The organism is Nocardia sp. NPDC019323, assembly GCF_044389845.1.
Classification (GTDB): domain Bacteria; phylum Actinomycetota; class Actinomycetes; order Mycobacteriales; family Mycobacteriaceae; genus Nocardia; species Nocardia implantans.
Map to the genome: position 1 here is coordinate 116,391 of NZ_JBIRYN010000005.1, position 17,488 is coordinate 133,878.

Sequence of the window (17,488 nt, forward strand, 5' to 3'; positions counted from 1 at the left end):
TCAGGCGGGTACCGCGTCGGGGCGGACAGCGGCGAGCTTGTCCGCGAGTGAGCCGAGCAGCGCGGCCCGCTGCTCGACGAGGAAGAAGTGGCCGCCGGGCAGCAGCTCGGTGGAGCGCAGGCCCGGCAGCAGGTCACGCCATGCCTCCAGCTGCGTGGCCGCGACCTGGCGGTCGTCCCGACCGCCGAACAGGTAGGCCGGGCACGACGGCGCGGCGGCGGGGGTGAACCGGTAGTCGTCGAAGATCTCGAAATCGCTGCGCAACGCGGGCAGGAACAGCGCCATCACCTCCGGGGTCTCGCGCACCTCCGGCGGTATGCCGCCGTAATGTCCCACTGCCGCGACGAACTCGTCATCCGGCAGCTCGGACAACCGTCCCGGTCTGGGCAGATGCGGCGCCACCGCGCCGCAGAGGAACAACGCCCGCGGCGCGTTCGTCTCGGGCAGGCGGCGGGCGACCTCATAGGCGGCCAGCGCGCCGAGGCTGTGGCCGAAGAACGCGAACGGAAGATCGGTCAGCGGCAGCACCTGCGCCAGCGCGGCTTCCACCAGGTCGGTGAAACGGCGGATCGGTGTCTGCGCCAGATGCCGCTGCCGGGCAGGCAGTTCCAGCACGCACAGCTCCACCCACTCGGGCAGCTGGGCGCGCCACGGCGTGTAGGCCGCCGCTTTGCCGCCGGCGAAGGGGTAACAGAACAACCGCAGTCTCGGTGTGCCCGCGCTCTTGCGGTGGATGGTCAGGCGCTCCGGCTCGCGGCCCGAGTGTGCCGATGCGGCTGTGGAGGATGTCACCGCGACCGGAACAGTCGTAGCGGGTGCCGGTGTGTCTTCCGGAGCGGGCAGCACGCGCAGATCGGCTACCGTCGCGATCCGGGTCACCGGGGCATCCAGCGTCGCGAAGAACTTCGACAGCGGAGCCGAGGGGCCCACCTCGTAGCGCGGTGTGCCCGAGCGGAGCAACGCGCGCATGTTCGCCGTCCAGCGCACCGGGGCGGAGATCTGGCGGACCAGATGCTCGGCGAGGGTGTCGGGCCGATGGAACTCACCGGTGTAATTCGAGGTCACCGCGGCCGCGCGCTCGGCCCGCATGCGTGGGGCGCATTCGGCCAGATGTCCGGCGAACTCGGCCTCGATGCCGCGCATCCACCGGGAGTGGAACGGCGCGCTCACCCGCAACGGGACGAACCGCAGCTCCGGAAACCGCTCGCCGAGCGCCACCCGTGCCGCCGCGACGGCATCACTGTGGCCGCTGATGACCAGCTGGTCGGTCGAATTGTCGTTGGCCACCTCGGCGCCCGCCTCGGCCACCAGTTCGGCCACCCCCGCCTCGGCGATGCCGGGCAGGATCAGCGCGGCCATCGCGCCCGCGCCTTCGGGCACCGCGCGCTGCATCAGCGCGCCGCGCGTACGCACCAGCCGCACCCCGTCGGCGAGGTCGAAGACGCCCGCCGCCACCAGCGCGGCGTACTCGCCGAGACTGTGGCCGCCGAAAGCCACCGGTTGCCAACCCAGTTCGCGCACCAGCACCCGGTAGACGGCGATCTCCATCGTCAGCACGCAGGGCTGGGTGTACTCCGTGCGATGCAGCCGCGGGTCCCGCTCGACGCAGATCCGCAGCAGGTCCTCGCCCACCGCGTCGCTCGCCTCGGCGAAAGTGTCGCGGGCGAGGGGGAATTCGGCGCAGAAGTCCGCCCCCATCCCGGTGCGCTGCGCACCCTGTCCTGGGAAGACGATCGTGCACCTCACCGCAGCACCTCCGCGGCCGGTTCCGCCCCGCGCGGTGCGGGGATGTAGCCCACCTCGGCGCAGTGCGCCAGATACACCCGCACCAGTTCCTCCGTCGGCGGACAGTCGATGCCCGCCGCGCCGAGCACCCGCCGGGTGTAGGCGCAATCGGCGTAGGAACTCTCCTCGTAGTGGATCGTGCCGAACAGCTCGATGCCGTACTTGAACATCTCCAGGGTCTGGCTGTCGTAGACCTCGTCGGTGCCGAGCCGGTAGATCTGCCGCTCGGTGGCCCTGCGGTGGAATTCCTCCAGCGGCACCAGCGCCACCTCGTACCCGGCGCGCTGCACGTATCGGACCACGTCGTAGTAACGCCGGATGTCCGGGTTGGTCAGGTGGTAGGTCTCCCGGTAGGTGGCCCGGCGCAGGGCGATGTGCACGATCCCGGCGCTGACGTAGTCCACCGGGCTGATGTCCCAGTGCACCGGCGTCAGCATCGTCTCGCCGGTCTCGATCATCGTCTTGAGGATGTCGTAGTACGCGCCTTTGACGCTGACCTCGGAGAACGGGTACCGGCCGGTGCGGCTGTCGCCCATGATGTTGCCGGGGCGCACGATGTCCCACAGCAGTCCGCGTTCGCTCGCCGCCCGGATCAGCTTCTCGGACTCGTATTTCGTCTGCTGGTAGGGCAGATGGTCATAGCCCTGGCCCAGCTCGAGATCGCGCTCGGTGAACGGCGGATTGTTGAAGTTCAGCCGATCGCCCAGCGCGCTGAAACTCGACACGTACACCAGGTACTTGCCGCGGGAGCGCAGCGCGAATTCCACCGCGCGCCGGGTGCCTTCGACGTTGATCGGGGCCAGCGCGTCGTAGAAGGTGACCAGCGTGGTCCGGCCCGCGGCATGGATGGTCAGGTCCACATCGTCGGCGAGCCGCCGCCAGGTGACCTCGTCCAAGCCGAAACGGTCGACCGAGACGTCGCCGAGCACCGTGCTGACGCGCTCGGCGAACGCCTCATCGAGGGTCGCCTCCGGGTCGTAGGTGCTCAGGAAGTGCTTGATCCTGCGTTCGGCCGCGGCCACGGTCTTGCCGCGCACCAGGCAGGTCACCCGCACGTCGCTCTTGGTGAGCAGATCGTGCAGCAGTTTGCCGCCCAGCACGCCGGTCACGCCGGTGATGAAGACCGACCGCACCGGAATCGGGGCGTCCATCGTCACCACGGGTATGTCCTGCTGGGTCATCGAGGCCGCGGCGACCGCGGTGGGGCGCGGGGCATCGTGCGCCGCACCGCTGATGATGCCTTCGGCCACCAGGTAGCGCGACAGGGACGCGATCGTCGGATGCAGTTCGGTCGATTCCGCCGGAATCTTCACGTCGTAGTGCTTCATCAGCCGGTTGAGCATCCGCACCGTGGCCACCGAGTCGAACCCGAAATCGGCGAACTCCGCGTCGAGATCGAGCTCGGCCGGGTCGGACTTGGTCAGATCGGCGAAGATGTCGCGGATGTGCTCGGCGAGCCGGTCGCACAGCTCGCTGTCGAATTCTCCGTCGGCGGGCGCGATGGTGGCCGGTGCGGCGACGTCGGCGGGCGGTGTGGTGGCGTCGGTGGTGATGGCGGCTGGTCCGGCGACATCGGCGGTGTGCGCTTGGGCCGGTTCCGATGAGGTCGGAACGGTCTGATGCGCTGAGCCGTTCGGCGAGTGCCCGTTGCGCTGCTCTGATCGCGGTGGCTCGTTCTCCAGCGCGACCACGGTTTTCGCGACCACGTGGGCGCGTCTGCGGTAGTCCTCCGGCACGATCCAGTACCTGCGCCGGGCGAACGGATAACCGGGCAGGCCGACGATCCGCCCGAACGGGCGTTCGTAGCCCTGCTCCCAGTCCACGGTCCACCCGCCCGCCCACAGTTCGGCGACGCGCGGCAGATTGCCCGACCGCAGCAACGCGCGCACTTCGGCGCGGTCGACGTCCGACTCGCCGGGCAACTCGTCGAGATCGCGGTGGGTGCGAGCCACGCCGCGGAAGACCAGCAGCCCCTCGGCCGGCGCGGGTGCGCCGGCATCGGCCGCGCTGTCGAGCAGTTCGACCAGTTCGGCCGTCGAGGTCGCCACCACCGCAAGGCGATGCTCGAACGCGGCCCGGCCCACGGCCAGCGTCCACGCGACATCGGGCAGCGACAGCGGATGATCGCGCAGGTGGTCGGCGGTGCGGGCGGCCAGCTCCGTCAGCCGGTCGGCGTCGCGGGCCGACAACACCACGATCCTCGGCCGCCCGTCTTCCGGCGTCGCCTCGACGGCCTCGGCGTCGGTGAGGATCATGTGCGCGTTCGAGCCTCCCGCGCCGAACGAACTCACGGCGGTGACGCGCGGTGTGCCGTCATCGGGTCGCGGCCATGCAGTGGGCCGGTCGACGACGTGGAACGGTGTCGTCGCGAAATCGATTCCCGGGTTCGGCGGATCGCTGTGCAGGTTCGGCGCGATCGTGTCGTGACGCAGTTGCAGCAGCGCCTTCACCACGCCCGCCGCGCCCGCCGCCGCTTCCAGATGGCCGACACTGGATTTCGCCGAGCCGATGCCGCAGTAGCCACGCTCGGACGTCGAGCGCCGATAGGCCTTGGTGAGCGCCGCGATCTCGATCGGATCGCCCAGCGCGGTACCGGTGCCGTGGGCTTCCACATAGCCGATGTCGGCCGCGTCGACGCGGGCCGCGGTGAGGGCCCGGCCGATGAGGTCGGCCTGGGCGGCAGGGTTGGGGACGGTGAATCCGTTGGTGCGTCCGCCGTGGTTGACCGTGCTGCCCCGGATCACGCCGTAGACGCGGTCACCGTCGGCGCGCGCGTGCCGCAGTGGTTTGAGCACCAGGGTGACCACGCCCTCGCCCGGCACGTAGCCGTCGCCGCCCGCGCCGAACGACCGGCAGCGGCCGTCGGTGGAGGCCCAGCGGCCGTAGCCGAGCAGCAAATACTTGCCGGGGTGGATCGACACGTTCACCCCGCCGGCCAGCGCGTAGGCCGCTTCGCCGCGGCGCAGGCTCTCGCAGGCCAGATGCAGCGCGGTCAGCGACGCAGAGCAGGCGGTGTCGACCGCGAGCGAGGGGCCGGTGAAGCCGAAGTGGTAGGAGACCCGGTTCGGCACCGCGAAATACCCCGAGATCGGGACGCCGACGAACGCCTGGTACTCGGCGTAGCCGACTCCGGCGAAGACGCCGGCGTCGGGCAGACCGCGGGCCGCGGCGCTGCGGCGCACCCGATCGGGTGAGTAGCCCGCGTCTTCCAGGGCCGCCCATGAGGTTTCCAGGAACAGCCGCTGCTGCGGATCCATCTCCTCGGCGTCTTTGGGGGTGATGCCGAAGAAGCGGGCGTCGAACTTGTCCACGTCATCGATGAATCCGCCCCAGCGCGCGTAGGTGGTGCCCGGCTCGTCGGGGTCGTCGGACAGGTATTCGCGGTGGTCCCAGCGTTGCGGCGGAACTTCCACGATGCAGTCTCGGCCTGCGACCAGGTTGGCCCAGAACTCCTCGATGTCCCCCGCCATCGGGAACTTGCCCGCCATGCCGATGACGGCGATGTCGTCGGCATCGTGCGCGTCGCCGGAAGGTTCGGCGGGAACGGGTGCGGGCGCCACGTCGGCCGGGCGCGCCGTCGCGGGCGCGCCGGTTGGTGACGTCGCCGGATCGCCTGGTGCGGTCGTCGGAGCGCCTTGTGCAATCGCCGCGTCGCCGGGTGCGGTTGCCGAGTCCACGGTGACGACGGCCAGGCGCGCCCCGTGCTCGTCGGCGAGATAGCCCGCCAGGTCGCGCACGGTCTGGTACTCGAACAACAGCGTGCTGGGCAGCGGGCCGAAATCGGTTTCCAGCCGGTCGTTCATCTTGCTGATCAGCACCGAGTCGATGCCGTAGTCCTGCAGGGGGATTCGAGTGCGGATCCGCTGCGGGTCCAGTCGGCAATATTCGGCGAGCAGGCCTTTGAGGTAGGTCTCGGCGGACTGTCGTCGCTGCGTGGAGTCCGGCCACGCAAGCGGGGTATCAGGACCAGCGTGTCCATCGTCCGCAGCGTTCCGGAGTGCGCTGTCGGTCCGGGGCACGGTCGCCATCCGGGCCGTGGAGACCGGCGATGCTTCGGAACGCTGCGGGTAAGCCGGAGAGGAGTCGGGTCTCGGCTCGGCCTGCGGTGTGACGGACGCCGGCTGTCCGGCCGTGCCAGGTGCGCGCATCTCTCGTGGCGCCCCGTCGGTCGATGATGTCGCGGCGCGCGGTGTTGCGAGGTCCTGGGCTTCGCCGACGGCGGCCGGATCGAGGTCGCGTTGCGGCGGACGCGCCGTGTGCTCGGACGCGGGGGCGCTCAGGTCCGGCGCCCAGCACCGTTCCCGGTCGAACTCGTAGCCCGGCAGATGAACACGACGGGCAGCAGGATCGGCCCAGCCCGCGTACGAGACGTGCCCGCCATCGACCCACTGCCGTGCCACCGCCACCGGATCGTCCAGCACGGTGGCCGCGCCGCGCTCCACGTCGGGGGCATCGATCGTGCCGGTGTGGACCCCGGCGGGCCGGTCACCGTCGGCGAAAGCGGCGAGCCGGGCCGCGACCGCGTCCACCGAATCCCCGACCACCGCGAGCCGATGTTCGAATCCGCTGCGCCCCACCGCGAGCGTGCGGGCGACGTCGGCGAGCGACAGGTCCGGATGCGCGGTCAGATGCCTGCGCAGCGTGCGGGCCATTCTGGTCAGGCTCGTCGCGGTGCGCGCCGAGAGCACGATCACCTGCGGCTGCCAGGACGGCGCGCGCCGCGCTGCCACGACCGGTGCGCCGTCGACCACCATGTGCGCATTCGTGCCGCTGAACCCGAAGGAACTGATCGCGGCTCGCCGTGGCGCGCCCTCCCACGCGCGCAGTTCGGTGTTGACGAAGAACGGCGACTGCTCCAGTCCCAGCAGCGGATTCACCGCGGCGACGTGCAGCGACGGCGGCAGCTGTCCGGCGCGCATGGCCAGCAGCACCTTGAACAGGCTCGCCATCCCCGCGGCATGCGAGGCGTGCCCGATGTTCGATTTCACCGATCCCACCGGGATGACGCCGACCGCGTCGGTGTAGCGGCGGAAGGCGGCGGTGAGCGCCTCGATCTCGATCGGATCGCCCAACCGCGTCCCGGTGCCGTGGGTTTCGACGTAGCCGATGGTGGAAGGATCGATCCCGGCCTCGCGATACACCGCCAGTTCCAGTTCGGTCTGCGAGCGGACGCTGGGCGCGGTGATGCCGTTGGTGCGGCCGTCGTGGTTGATGCCGATCCCGCGGATCACCCCGTGGATCGGGTCGCCGTCGCGTTCGGCGGCGGACAACGGCTTGAGCGCCACCACACCGACGCCCTCTGCGATCACGAAACCGTCGGCGTCGGCGTCGAAACTGGCGCACCGGCCGCGCGGGGAAAGCATGCCCATCGACGAGGCGAGCAGGTGGTATTCGGGTGTCACGAACACCGCGACGCCTCCGGCCAGCGCCAGGTCCGACTCCCCCGCGGCGAGGCTGCGGCAGGCCTGGTGCAACGCGACCAGCGCCGAGGAACACGCGGTGTCCAGCCCGAGGCACGGGCCGGTGAGATCCAGGTGATAGGCCACGCGAGCGGGCAGGATGGCCGGACTGTTGCCGGTGAACAGGTGATGGGAGCCGACCGTTCCGCGGTTGCGCAGCAGGGTGGCGTAGTCCGACCCCGGCGATCCCGCGAACACGCCGCATTTGCTGCGTCGCAGCGACTTCGGATCGATGGCGGCGTCGTCCAGCGCCAGCCGGCTGTGCTCCAGGAACAGCCGCTGCTGCGGGTCCATGTAGTCGGCTTCGGCGGGCACCATGTCGAAGAACGCCGGATCGAACTGGTCCACGCCGTCGAGGAAGCCGCCCCACTTGGAGTAGGTCGTGCCCGGCGTCGCCGGTCCCGGCTGGAAATGCTCGGCGATCGGCCAGCGCGCGGCGGGAACCTCGGTCACCGCGTCTCGTCCCGCGGCGAGATCGCGCCAGAACTCGTGGAGGTTCGCCGCGCCCGGGAACTGCCCGGACATGCCGATGATGGCGATGTCCATCGATGCTGACCTTTCGCTGGGTCGTGCGGGCGCTGTGGCGGTTCGAGGACTGGGAGCGGGCGTGCCGGAGACGGCGGTCGCGCCGCCGTTCGCGGTGGCGCCTTGTTCGGCCATGTGCCTGCTGAGCAGCCGCACCGACGGATGGTCGAACACCACCGTTGGCCGCAGCGTCAAGCCGTAGCGGGCGTTGACCCGGTCGATGATCTTGACCGCGAGAATGGAGTCGACGCCATAGTCCGACAGCGGCAGCTCCGCTCGCACCTCGCCGCGCCCGACCCCCAGGCCGTCGGCGACGAGGGCGACGAGCTCGGCTTCCAAGGCTGCCGCGCCGACCACGGTGGCCGGTTCCGCGTCCGGCCCCACCTCGGGGACCGGTGTCCGGGTGTTCGCGCGGCCGAGTTGCCCGGTAGAGGAAGGCTCAGCGGGCCGGTGCCGCTCGTCGGCCGGTGGTTGCGCGAGTTCGGGCGGTGTGGTGGCGCTGACCGCGGCCAGCAGCCGGAAACTGGGCTCCGGGTCGGTCGACAAGCCGGGACCCCACGCGCGGACGCCGGAGAAACCCGCGGCGGTCATGGCCTCCAGCCACTGCGCTTCCGACAGCAACGGCGAGTGCGGGATCCGCGCCCCGGGATCGCGGTAGGCGTGCCAGCCCTCCAGCAGCCCGAACGTCAGCGCGAGAACCTCGAGGTCGGTGGTCGCCTCGGTGCAGGCGAGCACCCCGCCGGGCGTGAGCAGCCGCCGGATGTTGCGCAGCGTCACGTCGATCGATCGTGTCGCGTGCAGGACGTTGGCGCAGATCACCAGATCGGCCTCGTGCGCGGGGAACCCTTGCGCGACCGGATCCGTCTCGATGTCCAATACACCGAACCGCACGTGCGCACGCGCCCCGAAGGTGCGTCGCCCGTGCGCGACGAAACTGTGCGAGACGTCGGTGTAGTGGTAGTCGAACGCGATCCCGCGCTCGGCGAGCGCGTCGAGCACCGCGTGCGTGGAACCGCCGGTGCCCGCGCCGATTTCCACGATCCGCACCGGCCGGCCCGCGCCCTCTCGCTGCGCGACCGCCGACACCAATCCGGCGAGCAGGCCGTTGGTGAAGTCGTAGGCGGCGTTGCCGCGATAGATCGCGCCGACCAGGTCCAGATCGCCGCCGGGGAACAGCACCTCGGTCGCGGACAGCTCCCCGCGCAGGACGCGCGGGTACGCGGCCAGGCAGGCATCGAGCAAGGCCACGTACGGCTCCGTTTCGGGGAACCGGGCCAGCAGATCGGCGCGCATCCCGCTGGTACCCGGCGGCGGGCCGGGAACCTCGATCCGGTCGCCGTGCCGGCGCACCAGTCCGTGTCGGCGCAGGATGTCCAGGCAGCTGGTGCGCAGCCGGTCGAATTCCGGACGCACACCCAGGCGCGCGTCCAGCGACTGCGCGGTCCACTCCCCCGGCGTGAGCCCCATTCCGGCCAGGGTCGCCAGCAACAGCATCGCCGCGTAGCGGCCCAGTTCGGCCTTACCCGGCTCCACCGTGCCCGCGGGCCGGACGGACGCTTCGAACCGCTCCACGGCGGTGTCGAACCCCGAGCGCGGCGGTGCGATGATCCAGAAGTCGGTGCGCTCGAACGGATAACCGGGCAACGGGATTCGCCGCCGCGGGCCGCCGCGCCCACGCCAGTCGACATCGGCGCCCGCTACCCACTGCCGGGCCAGTTCTCGGTCATTCGCCGCAGGGGTGACCAGCGGTGGCCGGGTGTGCGCCTCGACCGTGCCGGTGACCACAGGGCCGGGCTCGTGAGCGCCGAACCGATCCAGTGCGTCGGCCACCTCGAGCGGCGAGGACGCGACCACCGCGAGACGGTGTGCCAGCGCGGGCCTGCCCACCTGCAAGGTGCGCACCGCGTCTCGGAAATCCGCGGGATCGAGGGCACGGAAGTGCCGCGCCATGAGTTCCGCGTAGCGGCGCAACCGCTCCGGCGTGCGCGCCGACAGCACGAAGACCTCGGGTTCACCGGTCGCGGCCGGCGGCACCCGGTCGTCGATGAACTCGGCGAGCACCACATGGGCGTTCGCGCCGCCGGCCCCGAAGGCGCTGATGCCCGCGTGCCGTGCCACCGCGACGCCGTCGACGGTGCGGCGGGGCCAATCCTCCAGTTCACGCGGCAGGCGCAACGGCACCGAGTCGAACGTGATGGCCGGATTGGTCTCCGCCGCATGCAAAGTGGGTGCGATCCGGCCGTGCCGCAGCTGCAACAGCACCCGGGTCAGGCCCGCGATGCCCGCGGCCGCCTCCAGGTGGCCGATGTTCGACTTCGTCGACCCCAGTGCGTGGGAGCGGCCGGAGCTGCCGAAAGCGGCGGCCAGTCCGGAGATTTCGATCGGATCACCGAGCGGTGTGCCGGTGCCGTGCGCTTCGAGGTAGTCGATCATGGCGGGATCGACCCCGGCCGAGCGCAGGGCTTCGCCGATCACCTCGGCTTGCGCCCCGGGATGCGGCACGCTGTATCCGGAGGTCTGCCCACCGTGATTCACCGCGCTGCCGAGGATCAGGCCGTGGATGGTGTCGCCGTCGGCGCGGGCGGCCGACAGCGGCTTCAGATACAGCGCGCCGACGCCTTCGCCGGGCACGTAGCCGTCGGCGCCCGCGGCGAAGGGGCGGCACCGGCCGGTCTCGGACATCATGCCCAGGCTGTGCAGCAGCAGGAATTTGTCCTCGTGCAAAAGGAGGTTCACCCCGCCGACGATGGCCGCCTCGCATTCGCCGTCGAGCAGGCTGCGCCGCGCCAGATGCAGCGCGGTCAGCGACGCCGAACACGCGGTGTCCACGGTGAGGCTGGGCCCGCGCAGGCCGAGGGTGTAGGAGGTGCGGTTGGCGATGGACGACGGGATCGAGGCCACCGCGACCGGATCGCCGTCCCGGCTGGCCGCGACGCCGAGCAGCCGGTAGTCGCTCCAGGTGGCGCCGACGAACACACCCACGCGGCGATCCCGCACGGCCGGGTCGGTGTGGTGGTAGCCGGCGTGTTCCAGCGCCGCGTACGCCTGCTGGAGGAACAACCGCTCCTGCGGGTCCAGCAGGGGCGCTTGCACCGGCGGGATGCGGAAGAACTGCGGGTCGAAACCGCCGACGTCACGCAGGAATCCGCCGATCATCGGGGGTGCGCCGGGAGTGCCTGCGGAGGCGGTGAGCCACCAGCGTTCGGCGGGGACCGGGCCGACCGCGTCGTGCCCGTCGCGCAGATTGCGCCAGAACTCCTCGATGTTCTCCGCGTCGGGGTAACGGCCGCTGATTCCGACGATCGCGATGGGCTCCTCGACGGCCGCGCGCGACTCATGGACCGGCACGGGTGCGGCGGCCGGGACGTCGGGCTGCGGGGCCGCCGGTTGTAGTCGTGCTCGCAGAGTGTCGGGGTCGCCCCATACCGCTGCCAGTTGCGCGCGGTCGAGGCTCGCGCAGGACAGCAGCAGGTCCAGTCCGGTCGCGGTGGGCAGCAGTCCCACACCGGCCCGCCGCAGCGCTTCGATCTGTTCGGCAGGCGGACGCATGCCGCCCTCGGCCCACAGCGGCCAGCCGATGCTGATGATCCTGCTTCCGGCCCGGTCGCGCTGTTCGGCCACGATGTCCAGATAGCGGTTGGCGGCCGCGTAGTCGGCCTGCCCGGGATTGCCCAGCACCGCGGAAACCGACGAGAACAACACCGTCAGGCGGGTCTCCGGCAGCGCACGCGTCATATGCTCGACACCGTTGATCTTCGGTGCCAGAACATTTCTCGCGTCGTCGCGGCTGCTGCCGGACAGCAGTCCGTCGCGCAACTGTCCCGCCCCGTGGTAGAGCACGTCGACCGGCCCGAAGGTGGCGTGGGCGATCGCGGCGACGCGTTCGGCGTCCGCGGCCACCGAGACGTCGGCGCGCACGTGCACGGCTTCCGCGCCCAGTTCGCCGAGTTCGGCAAGCAGTCCCGCGGCCGACGCGTCGAGCGGACGGCGCGATACCAGCACCAGCCGGGCGCGGTAGCCGGCGGCGAGGCGGCGGGCCAGATGACGGCCGATCCCGCCGAACGCTCCGGTGACCACGACCACCGCACCCTGCCGCAGCACCGCGCCGCCGGCATCCGCGCCGGCGGTGGTGAGCGTGCGCGTCCGGCGGATCTGGCGTGTCGTGCCGTGGTAGCGGATCTCGGTGGCGGAGTCGCGTTCGTCGATGCCCAGTTCGGTGGCCACGATGTCATCGAGCGGCCGTACGGTGTCGCGCTGGACGGCCCGCAGCACCGGGTGCGGCTGCTCGAGCCGCAGTGTGCGGGCCGCACCGCCGAGTAGGGCGCAGCTCGCCGCACCCGCCGGTGTGGCGGGCGTGAGAGCCAGCACCAGGCGCACCGGCGGCTCGGCTGTCCCCCCGAGCGCGCGCACCAGATCACGCACCGGCAGGTACACCCGCTCGAGCAACGCCTGCGGGTCGTTGCCGGTCGCCGCTTCGGGCCACAGGTACACCGCGGCGTCGAAACGTGACCGCCGGGCCGTCAGCTCGGCGACCAGCAGGTCCATATGCCGCGCGTCCGCCGGGTCGACCACGAAGGCATCGGCGCCGGAGTGGAATTCGCTACCGGGCCGGACGCGGACGATCGTGCCGGCCTGCGGGTAAGGGTGCTCGACACTGTCGAAGACGAGCAGGCTGCTGGGTTCCCGACGCGGATGAACGCTGGTGTCGGGCTCCCAGTCGAATCCGAAAACGACGAGTTCGTGCGCCGCTTCTGGGGTAGCAGTCGGGTTCTCTACCGGCGGCGCCTCGACCGGGGCCGTTGCCGGCGGTGGCGCGATCACGGCGGATGCGGTGGGATCGGCCTGGGCGAAGTCGGCGGGGCGGTAGCTCGCGCCGACGGTGTCGGCGAGATGTCCGGCGAGTGCGTCGATGGTCTGGTACTCGAACAGCAGCGTCGGATACAGCGGTTCCCCGACCCTGGCTTCCAGTTCCGCCGTCAGCCGCAGCAGGCGACCGGAATCCAGACCGAGTTCGTAGAACCCGACGTCGGTCGCGATGCCCGCGGCGTCGGCGCCGAGTTCACCGGCGACCAGAGCGGCCACATCGGCGGTGATCACCGCACGCGGATCACCGGAAGGAACGGTCGTGTGGGCGGACGAGCGTGGCGTGGCCTGTCGAGGGGGTGGCGCCTCCGGCCGCGTCAGCAGTCGCTGGATATCCGCGCTGCCACGCACACGCTTGGACGTCAGCCGGTACCGCGCCACCGGCGCCCCGTCCCGGTCGTAGAGCGCGACCTCGGCTTCGAGCAGGTCTCCGCCGTGCCCGCCGCCGCGGACGGCGGCCCGCACGAACACCTCTTCGGGGGTGGCCCGCCAGGCGCGCACGTCACCGAAGTAGATCGGGATGAACGCGCTGTCGTCGTCCACGCCGAGCCGGTGCGGATCGATGAACGGCACGATCGTGGAGGCATCCAGGAACGTGGGATGCAGCAGGAAACCGGGCAGGTGCGCCGCCGCTTCGGCGCCGAGCCCCAGCGTCGCGGTGACCACGTCGTCGCGACGGGCGAAATGACCGGTGGCGCGCATGAACCCGCGATGGTCGATACCGCGGCTTCCGGTCTGGGCGTACAGCTCGGCCATACCGCGCGCACGCGCCGCATCCCGGAACTCCGCCACATCGATGCGCACCGGCTCGTCCAACGAATCCGACCGAACCACAACGCATTCCGCGACCGGATCGATCGGTCCCACCGGCATGCCCGCCGCGTCCAAACCCTGCACGTCGATGGCGACCCGGCCGGTAGGGCGATCGACGCGGAACGCGATGCGCACCGCACCGTCGTCGGCGAGGGCGACCGGGCGCTGGAACAACGCCTCGCGGATCGTCAGCTCGCCGGGCCGGTACCCCGCCGACATCGCCGCGCGCAGGATCATGTCGAGATACACCACACCCGGCAGGATTCGCACACCGTGTACGCGGTGATCGCGCACCACCGGGTCCTCGGCCCGCAGGGTGGTGGCGAAGCTGTCCAGTTCGATCCCGCTCATCGCAGCGGCTCCACGCGGAGGAACGACGGTGCGGGCGTGCTGATCGGTACCACGATCCGCGGCGCGGGCTCCGTCGATGGGCTGGGAACCGTTTTCGGCAGCATGAAGCTCCTCTTGCGGAAGGCGGGTGGATCCAGGGGGTGGCGCGTCGGCCGGTACCCGTCGGGCGCCTGTTCGACGACGAGATGGGCATTGGTCCCGCCGAAGCCGAACGAGCTGACGCCCGCGGCGCGTGGCCTGCCGTCGGCCGGCCGCCACGGGCGCAGTTCCCGGTTGACCTGCAGCGGCGAACCGGCGAACTTGAAACGCGGGTTGAGGTTGTCGCAGTGCAGCGACGGTGGCAGCGCCGCGTGGTGCACGGCCAGGATCGTCTTGACCGCCCCGGCGATGCCCGCCGCCGAGAGCAGATGCCCGATATTGGTTTTCACGCTGCCGACCGCGCACGGCTCCTGGCCGCGCGAGCGGTCGCCGAGCACGGTGGCCAGCCCCTTCAGTTCGATGGGGTCGCCGATCATGGTGCCGGTGCCGTGCGCCTCCAGGTACGACAGCGCGTCCGGGGACATGCCCGCCACTTCCAGCGCCGCGGTGACCACTTCGATCTGCGCGCGCATGTTCGGTGTGGTGATGCCCATGGTGTGCCCGTCGTTGCCGATCGCGGATCCGCGCAGCACCGCGTAGACCCGGTCGCCGGCGGCGAGCGCGTCGTCGAGCCGCTTGAGCAGCAGCAGCGCCGCGCCCTCTCCGGGCACGAAACCGTCGGCGTCCTCGGAGAACGTCGCGCACCGTCCGTTCGGCGACAGCACACCCGCCGCCGACAACGTGACGAACAGCATCTCGTCCAGCAGCACTTCCACGCCACCGGCCAGCGCGGCGTCGACCTCGCCGGCCCGCAACGCCTGACACGCCAGATGCACCGACAGCAGCGACGACGAGCACGCGCTGTCGAGCACGACATTGCCCGCGTGCCAGTCGAAGTAGTCGGAGATGCGCGCGGCGATGAAGTTCTGCCCGATGCCGATGATGGTGTGCCGGTCGGCGACCGGGATCCGGTTGAAATAGTTCGCCGCCCGGCTGCCCGCGTACACGCCGACTCGCTTGCCCGCCAGCTCCTCGCGCCGGTAACCGGCGTCGGAGGTGGCCAGCACCGACGTCTCCAGCAGCAGTCGCTGCAACGGGTCCATCTGCCAGGCCAGTTCGTCGGTGACCCCGAAATACTCCGGGTCGAACAGATCGACGCCGTCGATGAAACCGCCCCATTTGCTGTTGGTCAGACCGGGTCCGCCGCCAGGGCGGTAGAACCGGGCGGGATCCCAGCGAGCCGGGTCGACTTCTCTGATGCCGGATGCGCCCGTGGCCAGCAGGCGCCAGAACGCGTCCGGGGTGTCGCCGCCGGGCAGGCGGCAACCGATGCCGACTACGGCGATGGGCTCGGCTGCTCGTCCGCCGCGGGCGTCGGCTGCCCAGGTCGCCGCGCCGGGTCTGGCCGCTCCGGTCTCCGGTGTGCGCGGTCGATCAGCCTGCGCCGGTTGCGGGTCGGCCGATGGCTCCGGCGGCGCTTCGGGGGCGAAACGTTCCGGGAACTGCTCGGTCAACAGACCGGCCAAGGCGTCGAGGGTCGGGAACTCCAGCACCAGCGCCGGATCGAAGGGCGCTTCGACGACCTGTTCGATCCGGCGTACCGCCGAGGCGATCAGCACCGAGTCCGCGCCGTATTCCTCGAACCGTTTGTCGCCCTCGAACCGTGCCGGGGCGAGTTTGAGTTCGTCGGAGAAGATCCGCAGCAATTCCTGATACGCCGCCGCGGACCCGTTCGCCGTGGTGGGCTGCGCGCTCGGCGCGGTGGCCGCCTCCGCCGGTCGGCTCTTGCGCGTCGAAAGGCTCAGTGCCGCACCGTGGTAGGGCAACACCACCGGCGCGGACGTCCCCAGCGCCGCGTCGAGCAGTTCGAATCCTTCCGCGGCGCTCAGGGTCGGCAGGCCGGTGGCGCGGTAGGCCGCACTGGTCACCTCACCGAAACCGGTGTCGCGGAAGGACGGCCAATTGATCGACCGGAACCACGGCCGTCCCTGGGCGTGCTGGGCCTCGGCGAAGCGGTCCAGGTGCGCGTTGGCCATCGCGTAGTCCGACAAGCCCACCGACAAGCCGGGCAGCACGGCCGACACCGACGAGAACAACACGAAGAAGTCCGGACGGTCGGCGGCCAGCACGTCGGCGAGGACGGCGGTGCCCGCCAGCTTGGGCGCGAGCACGGTGGCGATGGCCGCGCCGGTCTTGCGCACGAACGCCGGGCTCTCACCGGACACACTGCCCGCGCAATGCAGCACACCGCCGATCGGGCCCAGCTCGCTGCGTACCTGGCCGAAGAAGCCGGACAAGGCGCCCTCGTCGGTGAGGCTGCCGAAGTAGGTTCGCACCGCGACGCCGCGATCGCGCAACCGCACCAGTCGCCGAACCTTCTGCGCCTCAGGGCCGGACCCGGCGGCCACCCGGTCCCACTCCGATTGCGGCGGCAGCGGTTCGCGCCCGAGGACGGCCAAGCGCCGCGCGCCGCGCTCGACCAGCGCCGCCGCGAACGCCGCGCCGAGCCCGCGCGTGCCGCCGGTCACCACGTAGGTGCGAGACGGGTCCACCACCAGGCCGTCGCGTGCCGTCGTGTCGGTCAGTTCGACGGCTTCGCGGATTCCACCGCGATACCGCACCCGCGGCGCGCTGTCCTCGGTTGCCGTGCACTCCGCGCCGAGAATCGTCAACACTCGCCCGGGATCGGCGCACACCAGTGCGCGCTCGTCGGCCACGTGGACGCTGCGGGTGCGCACATCGCGGATCTCCTCGGCGAGCGCGGCGACCAGACCACCCAGCGGCGCGGACTCCGGGCCGTCCGCGCCGGGGTGTCCTGCGGCGACGTGCAACAGCGTGAGCGAACCGGCGCGCCCCTCGATCACACCCTGGTAGAAGCCCATCCGGCCGAGATCGCCGGTCGGTCTGCCTGCCGGGGCGGGCACGAGATCGCACAGATCGATGACGCACTCGGTATCCGGGTAGCGGGCCGCGATCGCCCGGCCGAGCGCCGCGCCCGTTTCGAAGTCGTCGCGGTGCAGATCGCCCGGCGCTTGCGACAGCCGCACCAGACGACCCGGATCACCGGCGGCGACTTCGAGCGCCTCCGCCAGGTGCCGCGGGGTCCGCGTGTCGTACACCAGCAGAGCGCGGCGGGAACGCAGGTCGCCGCCGGGCAACGGAGCTTCTCGCCAGAGCGGGACCAGCAGCCGTTGCGGTGCTGCGAGTCGGCGGGTCGTGGCGGGAGTGGGATCCATGGCCTCGGCGGACTCCAGCGACCCGGCCTCCGTTTCGATGCCCCCCGCCGAGAGCCGCGAATCGGGCGTCGGCCACTGCGCGGATGCCGATTCCGACCCGGATTCCCCTGTTCGCGTCGCGCTTCCATTCAGAGCAGGTTGCGCGGCCGGGCTGGGTGCTGGCGTCGTCGGAGGCTGTGTGAGCGAGGCAACCTGCGAACTCGATGCGGACGGCTGTCCCGGCCCGGCAACGAGTTGCGCGCCCGGCGTGACGTCCGGGATCCAGTACCGCTCCCGGGCGAACGGATAGGTCGGCGCGGGAATACGGCGTCGAGGCCCGGGATCGCGAACGGTGGACCAATCGATGTCCGCACCGCCGAGCCAGCGCGCGATCCGCGA

General features: G+C 71.1%; 3 protein-coding genes (1 of these 3 running past the window's edge). All 3 read right to left on the reverse strand.

Annotation, left to right across the window (positions count from 1 at the left end):
• Tightly spaced (each overlapping or abutting the next), the 3 genes in view from ACH49X_RS19930 to ACH49X_RS19940 form a layout consistent with a single transcriptional unit that may run on beyond the window.
• Complete coding sequence (locus ACH49X_RS19930; protein WP_357207904.1) at positions 1-1,746, reverse strand: thioesterase domain-containing protein; 1,746 nt, start codon at positions 1,744-1,746, stop codon at positions 1-3.
• Complete coding sequence (locus ACH49X_RS19935; protein ID WP_357207902.1) at positions 1,743-13,796, reverse strand: SDR family NAD(P)-dependent oxidoreductase; 12,054 nt, start codon at positions 13,794-13,796, stop codon at positions 1,743-1,745. The genes ACH49X_RS19930 and ACH49X_RS19935 overlap by 4 nt, the downstream gene beginning before the upstream one ends.
• A protein-coding gene (locus tag ACH49X_RS19940) for an SDR family NAD(P)-dependent oxidoreductase (RefSeq protein ID WP_357207899.1) crosses the window boundary here: on the reverse strand, positions 13,793-17,488 show its final stretch. The gene runs 18,081 nt beyond the window's last position; the window shows 3,696 of its 21,777 coding nt (coding positions 18,082-21,777); the start codon falls outside the window, past its right edge; its stop codon occupies positions 13,793-13,795. The genes ACH49X_RS19935 and ACH49X_RS19940 overlap by 4 nt, the downstream gene beginning before the upstream one ends.

Bases quoted from the DNA above. Each gene is read 5' to 3' on its own strand.
- ACH49X_RS19935 (WP_357207902.1), bottom strand. From the start codon at position 13,796: ATGAGCGGGATCGAACTGGACAGCTTCGCCACCACCCTGCGGGCCGAG.